This is a genomic window from Mesorhizobium sp. M2A.F.Ca.ET.067.02.1.1 (assembly GCF_004023285.1).
Classification (GTDB): Bacteria; Pseudomonadota; Alphaproteobacteria; order Rhizobiales; family Rhizobiaceae; genus Mesorhizobium.
Window position 1 is genome coordinate 1 of the sequence record NZ_RZSB01000314.1, and the last position, 6,524, is coordinate 6,524.

The following is a 6,524-nucleotide window of genomic DNA, read 5'->3' on the forward strand; positions in this document are numbered from 1 at the left end:
GTCTGGTATTGGCCCTCGGCCTTGTAGGGCGTCGCGCTGATCAGGAATCCCTTGTGCTCGACCTGCTTGGCCGGCTTGGCGCTGCCGGTCTCCGGTGCCTCACTGCTGCCGCCGCCGAAAAGCTTTTTCAGAACAGACATTTTTTGACACTCCATTTTACGCGGGCGTCGAAGATCCGCAGCGCCCTGTTTAATCAGACTTTGTCTCAGCATGCGCGAATGCGCCGCCATGTTCCAGTCCCTTGACGAAAACGCCGACCAGCAGCTCGATCTGATTCCAGATCTCCTCGGCCTGCCGGCTGTTGGAATTGGCCACATAGCCGCTGGTCACGATGCCATGCACGCTTGACCACAAGGTCCGGGCCGCAAGCGCGCGGCGGTTGTCGTCGAGGCCGAAATCGCCTGCTTTGAGCACGCCGGCGACGATGTCGAAGAGCGCGTCGAGCAGCGCGTCATAGGCATCGGGGCCCGGCCGCGTCGCGCGGCGGCGGTTGAAGGCAAGCACCGCCGGCCAACTGCCGGGATGCGCCTCGACGAAGCGCACATAGGCCGCCGCCATCGCTAGGACGCGGTGCTGGACATCGGTCACCCCTTGCCTTTCGAGATCGGCCATGGCCGCGAGGCCTGTCGCGCCGAGCCGGTCGAGCAGCCGCATGTTGACGGCCCGGTGCACCTCGTCGAGATCGGCAAAGAGGTTGTAGACCGATCCAACCGAAATGCCGGCCTGCTCGGCTATGGTGCGCGCTTTCAGGTTCTCGGCGCCGCCCTCATTGAGCAGTGCCTCGGCGATGGCGAGCACCTTCTCGCTCATTTCTTCCTTGTCCAGCGCCATGCTCTTTCCTGTCGCTCTGTGAGGTGGCCGGCCTGCCACGTTCAGCCTGTCTGCCTGCGTTTACCATGTCCCACGGCCCATGAACAGCGTTCAACATTGTTCTTGAACAATGTTCATTTCCTGTTATGTTGGCTTCGTGAACAAAGTTCACATCAACAGGGAGAAGACCTAATGCTTAGCCTGATCAAGACATTGCTGGACGGCGCCAGCGCCCGGGCCGAGGACAATCTGAAGGACCGTTTCGCCATCGACCTTGTGGCGCAGCGCATCCGCGACGCGGAGGCGGGCCTCGCCGCCGCCAAGCAGACGCTTGCCTCGCTGATCGTGCGCCGGCGTGCCGAGCAGACCAGCCTCGACCAGCTCGACCGCCGCATCGCCGATCTGGAAACCCGCACGCTGAGCGCGCTTTCCGCCAACAACCAGGCGCTTGCAGAAGGCGGCGCCTCCGCGATCGCGGAGCTCGAGAACGAGCGCGAGGTGCGCCGCGCCACCGTGAAGAGCCTGGGCGAGAAGACCTTGCGGATGCGCCTGTCCGTCGAACAGGCGCATCGCCGCATCATCGGCCTCAGCCAGGGCATGATCTCGGCCCGAGCAATCGATGCCGAGCGAAAGGCGCAGTCGCGCCTCAACCGTTCGATCGGCCGCACGGCGAGCATCAACGAGGCGGAGGAACTGCTGGCCCGCATCAAGGACAGCAGTGACCCGTTCGAGGAGGCCGGCATTCTCGACGAGATCGATGGCGAGTTGCGCCACGAGGCGATCCGCGAGCGCCTCGCTGAGGCAGGCCATGGACCGGCCACCAAGGTGCGCGCCGAGGACGTCCTGGCGCGCCTCAAATCCCTGAACTGAACCCGCTTTCCGAAAAACAGATCAAATTCCAAGGAGCAATACGATGAACGGCAATCAGACCTATATCCTGTTCAACACCGTGTCGGTGGGCGCCGCCTATTTCATGCTCGGCCTGTCGCTGTGGCTGGCGCCTGTCGACCTTTCGACCAAGGGCTACTGGGCGATGGGCGTCCTCCTGCTTACTGGCAGCCTGGTGAACCTGGTCAAATATCGCACCGACGAGCGGATCGCGGCCGAGACCACCGCCAAGATCGAGAAGGCGCGCAACGAGAAGCTGATCAGCGAATATGTCGGCAAGGAATAGTCCTTGCTCTATCGATCGCTGACTGAATGCAAAAAGCCCGGATCGCTCCGGGCTTTTTGGCTGCTCTTATGAAAATGGCTTAGCGCCGCGCCAGCGCCTCGATCGCCTCGGCGGCGTCTTCGAGGATGCTGATCGCCTCGGCCTGCTTGTCTTCCGGCGCGTCGGCGATGTCGCCGAGCGCGGCGCGCAGACGATGTCGCAGCGCGTGGAACTGGTCGCGCTTTTCCGAACGGCCGCGGCGCCCCTCATCCTTGTCGTCGCCCCAGCCGAACCATTCGCGCGCCGCGGCCATCTTGCGGCCGAAGCGCTCGAGATGGTCGAGCACGCCGTCAATCATCTCGCGGTTCTCCTCGAAATGCGCCCTGCCGGCCTCGGTGATGGAAAACACCTTCTTGTTGCCTTCGCTGGACGACACCGCATAACCCGCCTCTTCCAGGAAGGTCAGCGTCGGATAGACCACGCCCGGGCTCGGGCTGTAGACGCCGCTGGTGCGCTCTTCCAGCGCCTTGATGATATCGTAGCCATGGCGCGGCGCATCGGCCAAGAGCGACAGCGTGATCAGCTTGAGATCGCCGTCGGCGAGCATCCGGCCGGCGCGGAACATGTCGCCCGGGCCGCCGCGCCCGCCGCCCCTGCCCCCAAACGGACCAAAGCCGCCGCCACCGCGGCCGCCGAACTTGCCGGCCATATGCATGAACATTCGCTCGCCGAAATGATGCCCGGATTGATCGTGCCTGTGCATGAATTACTCCTTGAGTTATATCTTACGATACATCTTAAGTAAGGCACACTCCTCGTCGAGTCAAGATATATCTTACGATGTATCGCAGGAGGCGCCAAGCCTATGGCATTCCGCCTACCAGCGGCCCTTAAGACGGTTCCAGGCGTAGAGAAGGTCCGCGAAACGGTCATAGGCGATGCGCGTCAGCGGCAGCGTTGCCACATTGCCGAACAAGCTCGCCAGCCACCCCTCGCCCGGCGTAAGCCGCCAGACCGCGATCACCACGTCGGCGCCGACCAGCAGCTGGCCTTCGCTATCGGTCGCGTGCAGGCGCCGCCGGATGTCCTCGAGCGAGGCGCCGAAGGCCGAAAGGGCTTCAGGTTCGAAATTGATGTCGCGGAATGCGACACTGCCCGCCTTGACCGCCTCGATCAGCCGCCGCTTCTGGCGGCTGATGCCGGCATCGCATACCGGGCAGCGTGTGTTGTACCAGACGGTCAGCAAAGGCTTGGGCATGGCGCGACTATCGGGAATGTGGCGCGGCTTCGCAACAGCCGCGCCGGTCCCGGCTTCAGCCGCCTACCCCAGCGAACTGATGATCTCGCGATAGGCGAATTCCGGGAACGCCTTCATCGTCCGCGTCTTGACGTTACCGCCGGACGACAGCAGCAGCGCGAAGCGGGCGAGCACCGCATCGTCCGGTGCCTCGACGATGGCGACCATGTCGCATTCGCCCATCGTCAGGTAGAAAGACTTGAACGATCCGCCCATTTCGCCCAGCAGCTTCTTGGCGGCATCGAGCCGCTTTGGCGACTCCCGCACATTCCTGGCGCCCAGCTCGGTCCAGTTGATAAGCACGATGTAGGTTGTCATGGCATACCTCCCCCGGGAGCCACGGAGCGCGACGCCGTACGACCGGCGCCGGGGCGGGCATCCGGCTTGTCGCCCACAAATGCATCCGACAACGGAATTATCCTCCTGTCGGGCAGGTGCGGCAAGGCGGCATGAAAGGGGCCGGAAACGCCAAAGGGCGCCCGAGGCGCCCTTTGGATTTGCTTGTCTGACCTGCGGATCAGCTGTCGAGGAAGCTTCTGAGCTTGCGCGACCGGCTCGGATGCTTGAGCTTGCGCAGCGCCTTGGCTTCGATCTGGCGGATGCGTTCGCGCGTCACCGAGAACTGCTGGCCGACTTCCTCCAGGGTGTGGTCGGTGTTCATGCCGATGCCGAAGCGCATGCGCAGCACGCGCTCCTCGCGCGGCGTCAGCGAGGCAAGCACCCGCGTCGTCGTCTCGCGCAGATTGGCCTGGATCGCGGCGTCGATCGGCAGGATCGCCATCTTGTCCTCGATAAAGTCGCCGAGATGCGAATCCTCCTCGTCGCCCACAGGCGTTTCGAGCGAGATCGGCTCCTTGGCGATCTTCAGCACCTTGCGTACCTTTTCCAGCGGCATGGCGAGCTTTTCCGCCAGTTCCTCCGGCGTCGGCTCGCGGCCGATCTCGTGCAGCATCTGGCGCGAGGTGCGAACGATCTTGTTGATCGTCTCGATCATGTGCACCGGAATGCGGATGGTGCGCGCCTGGTCGGCAATCGAGCGGGTGATGGCCTGCCGTATCCACCAGGTGGCGTAGGTCGAGAACTTGTAGCCGCGACGGTATTCGAACTTATCGACCGCCTTCATCAAGCCGATATTGCCTTCCTGGATGAGGTCCAGGAACTGCAGGCCGCGGTTGGTATATTTCTTGGCGATGGAGATGACGAGACGCAGGTTCGCCTCGACCATTTCCTTCTTGGCGATCGCGGCCTCGCGCTCGCCCTTCTGCACCTGGTTCACGATCTTGCGGAATTCCAGGATCGAGATCGCCGTTTCGGTGGCGAGGTTCTGGATCTCGGCGCGCAGCTCCTTGATCGTGTCCTTCTCGTTCTTGGTGAATTCCTTCCAACCGCGCGAAGTCAAATTGGCGATCGAGCGGGTCCAGTTCGGATCGAGCTCCGAGCCCTGATATTCCTTGAGGAATTCCTCGCGGCGCACGCCATAGCTCTCGGCGAGCCGCAGAAGCTTGCCCTCGTTCTGCACCAGGCGCTTGTTGATGTCGTAGAGCTGCTCGACCAGCGCCTCGATGCGCGCCGCGTTGAGCGACAGCGACTTCACCGCCTTAATCAGCTGGTCCTTCAGCTCCTTGAGCCTGCGGTCCTGGCTGGGCGACAGCGTGCCGGCGGCGGCGAGACGATTCTCGACCTGCTGGTCCTGCAGCTTGCGCAGCTTCTTGTAGGTGTCGGCGATGACGTCGAGCGTCTCCATCACCTGCGGGCGCAGTTCCGCTTCCATCGCGGCCAGCGACAGGCTGGCCTCGTCCTCGTCGTCTTCCTCTTCCTCCAGCCCGCGCGTGTCTCCGCCGACATTGGTGATGTCGTCTTCTTCCTCGCGTGCCGCCGCGCGGCCGCGCGGCTTCTCGTCCGGCTTGGGCGATTCCTCGACACGTTCGACCACCGGTGCCTGCTTGGCCTCCGGGCCGGCATAGGTCGCCTCGAGGTCGATGATCTCGCGCAGCAGGATCTTCGATTCGTTGAGCTCGTCGCGCCAGATGATGATGGCCTGGAAGGTCAGCGGGCTTTCGCACAGCCCCGCGATCATCGTTTCGCGGCCGGCCTCGATACGCTTGGCGATGGCGATTTCGCCCTCGCGCGACAGAAGCTCGACCGAGCCCATCTCGCGCAGGTACATGCGCACCGGATCGTCGGTGCGATCGGTCGGCTCTTTCTTGGTGGTCGTGGCGGCAACGGCGGTGCCGGTCTGCTCGGCAAGCTCGTTGGCGTCTTCCTCGCTGTCGCCGGCGGGCTCGGCCTCGGCCTCTTCGCCCTGCTCGTCATCCTCGACGACGTTGATGCCCATGTCGCTGAGCATCGCATTGATGTCTTCGATGCGGTCCGGATCCGTCTCTTCCGAGGGCAGCACCGCGTTCAATTCGTCGAGCGTGACATAGCCGCGTTTCTTCGCGGCCTTGATCATCTTCTTGACAGCATCGTCGGAAAGGTCGAGCAGAGGGCCATCGGTGGCGCCTTCGCGTTCGGTCTCGACCTCTTCCTTTTCCTTTGTCGCCATTCTTTGTCGTCTCCAAGCGGCCCAATATCGAGGCCGCGTAAACTGTCGGACCGGTTACGCCGGACGTGCTCGTACCGGAATGCTTTTTACCGGCCCGGCAACCGCGTCATCTCTTTTGTTTTTTGCATCTCGTTTGCCCCAAACCGGTTTTCACTTTTGGGCGACATGCATTAAGTCCAGATTAACCCTGATATCTGGAGCAGGCGTTTTGCCTGTCCAGCCGTCACCGGCACCTCACATCGCTCAAATTTCCCGCCGACGCCGGGGCACGGTTAACGTTTCGAATCGTCCTGATTCCGCCAATCTGCCAGAAGGTCAAGCGCCTCTGGCATGATTCGCATGAAAAAAGCGAATCAATTACCCGACTTAGAGGCGTCGATTCGACGCGCTGCGCATTTCCACTCACTTCCAATGGGTGGCGTTCGGCCCTAGACGCGGCCAACCCTGCCCGATGAAACGCCGAACCCTTCGATCAGCGCTTCCGTTGCCTGCACATCGTTGAATTGCGCTTGAATCTCGACGAGATGCCGGAAGTTTTCGTCCGAAGGGTCTGCATCGAGCGCCGCCTGCGCCTGTTTCAGCTCCCTATGTAAGGTGCGGGCGCTGCGCTGCAAGTGCATCGCCTGGTTGAAGGCGTCGCGGGCATCGTCGAGCGCGGCGGTTTCGAGTGCCGGCCATTGCCGCGCCCGCTTGATCAGTTCCACCGCCCGCTCCCAGAT

8 protein-coding genes and 1 pseudogene are annotated in these 6,524 nt (G+C 62.8%); 2 read left to right on the plus strand and 7 right to left on the minus strand.

Translation table 11 applies throughout. The features are described 5' to 3' along the window. Together EOA28_RS20440 and EOA28_RS20445 are read right to left on the minus strand one after the other, a co-directional pair. Nucleotides 1-140 (minus strand): HlyU family transcriptional regulator (locus tag EOA28_RS20440; RefSeq protein WP_245501567.1); only part of this gene is annotated, 140 nt, incomplete at its 3' end. Between the two features lie 49 nt (nucleotides 141-189). Beyond that, the gene (locus EOA28_RS20445; RefSeq protein WP_127252858.1) at nucleotides 190-831 is read right to left on the minus strand and encodes a TetR/AcrR family transcriptional regulator; all 642 of its coding nucleotides are present in this window, start codon (nucleotides 829-831) and stop codon (nucleotides 190-192) included. Nucleotides 832-1,002: 171 nt separating this feature from the next. On the opposite strand from EOA28_RS20445, the gene EOA28_RS20450 reads away from it, so the two are divergent. Together EOA28_RS20450 and EOA28_RS20455 are read left to right on the plus strand one after the other, a co-directional pair. Further along, the gene (locus tag EOA28_RS20450) at nucleotides 1,003-1,680 is read left to right on the plus strand and encodes a PspA/IM30 family protein (RefSeq protein ID WP_127252859.1); all 678 of its coding nucleotides are present in this window, start codon (nucleotides 1,003-1,005) and stop codon (nucleotides 1,678-1,680) included. Between the two features lie 43 nt (nucleotides 1,681-1,723). Next, complete coding sequence (locus EOA28_RS20455; RefSeq protein WP_040996673.1) at nucleotides 1,724-1,984, plus strand: YiaA/YiaB family inner membrane protein; 261 nt, start codon at nucleotides 1,724-1,726, stop codon at nucleotides 1,982-1,984. A 79-nt stretch (nucleotides 1,985-2,063) separates the two neighbouring features. Here EOA28_RS20455 and EOA28_RS20460 read toward each other — a convergent pair whose 3' ends face one another. The 5 genes and pseudogenes from EOA28_RS20460 to EOA28_RS20480 all read right to left on the minus strand — a co-directional run. Continuing rightward, complete coding sequence (locus EOA28_RS20460; protein WP_128315209.1) at nucleotides 2,064-2,726, minus strand: PadR family transcriptional regulator; 663 nt, start codon at nucleotides 2,724-2,726, stop codon at nucleotides 2,064-2,066. A gap of 114 nt (nucleotides 2,727-2,840) precedes the next feature. After that, nucleotides 2,841-3,221: a DCC1-like thiol-disulfide oxidoreductase family protein gene (locus EOA28_RS20465; RefSeq protein WP_189342113.1), complete on the minus strand. Its 381-nt coding sequence runs from the start codon at nucleotides 3,219-3,221 to the stop codon at nucleotides 2,841-2,843. Between the two features lie 63 nt (nucleotides 3,222-3,284). Further along, a complete protein-coding gene (locus tag EOA28_RS20470; RefSeq protein ID WP_042646984.1) occupies nucleotides 3,285-3,578 on the minus strand; it encodes a GYD domain-containing protein in 294 nt (97 codons plus the stop codon). Nucleotides 3,579-3,777: 199 nt separating this feature from the next. Further along, a complete protein-coding gene (gene rpoD / locus EOA28_RS20475; RefSeq protein WP_126081757.1) occupies nucleotides 3,778-5,805 on the minus strand; it encodes an RNA polymerase sigma factor RpoD in 2,028 nt (675 codons plus the stop codon). 428 nt (nucleotides 5,806-6,233) lie between these two features. Beyond that, nucleotides 6,234-6,524, minus strand: a pseudogene (locus EOA28_RS20480) (DNA primase); the annotation flags it as partial.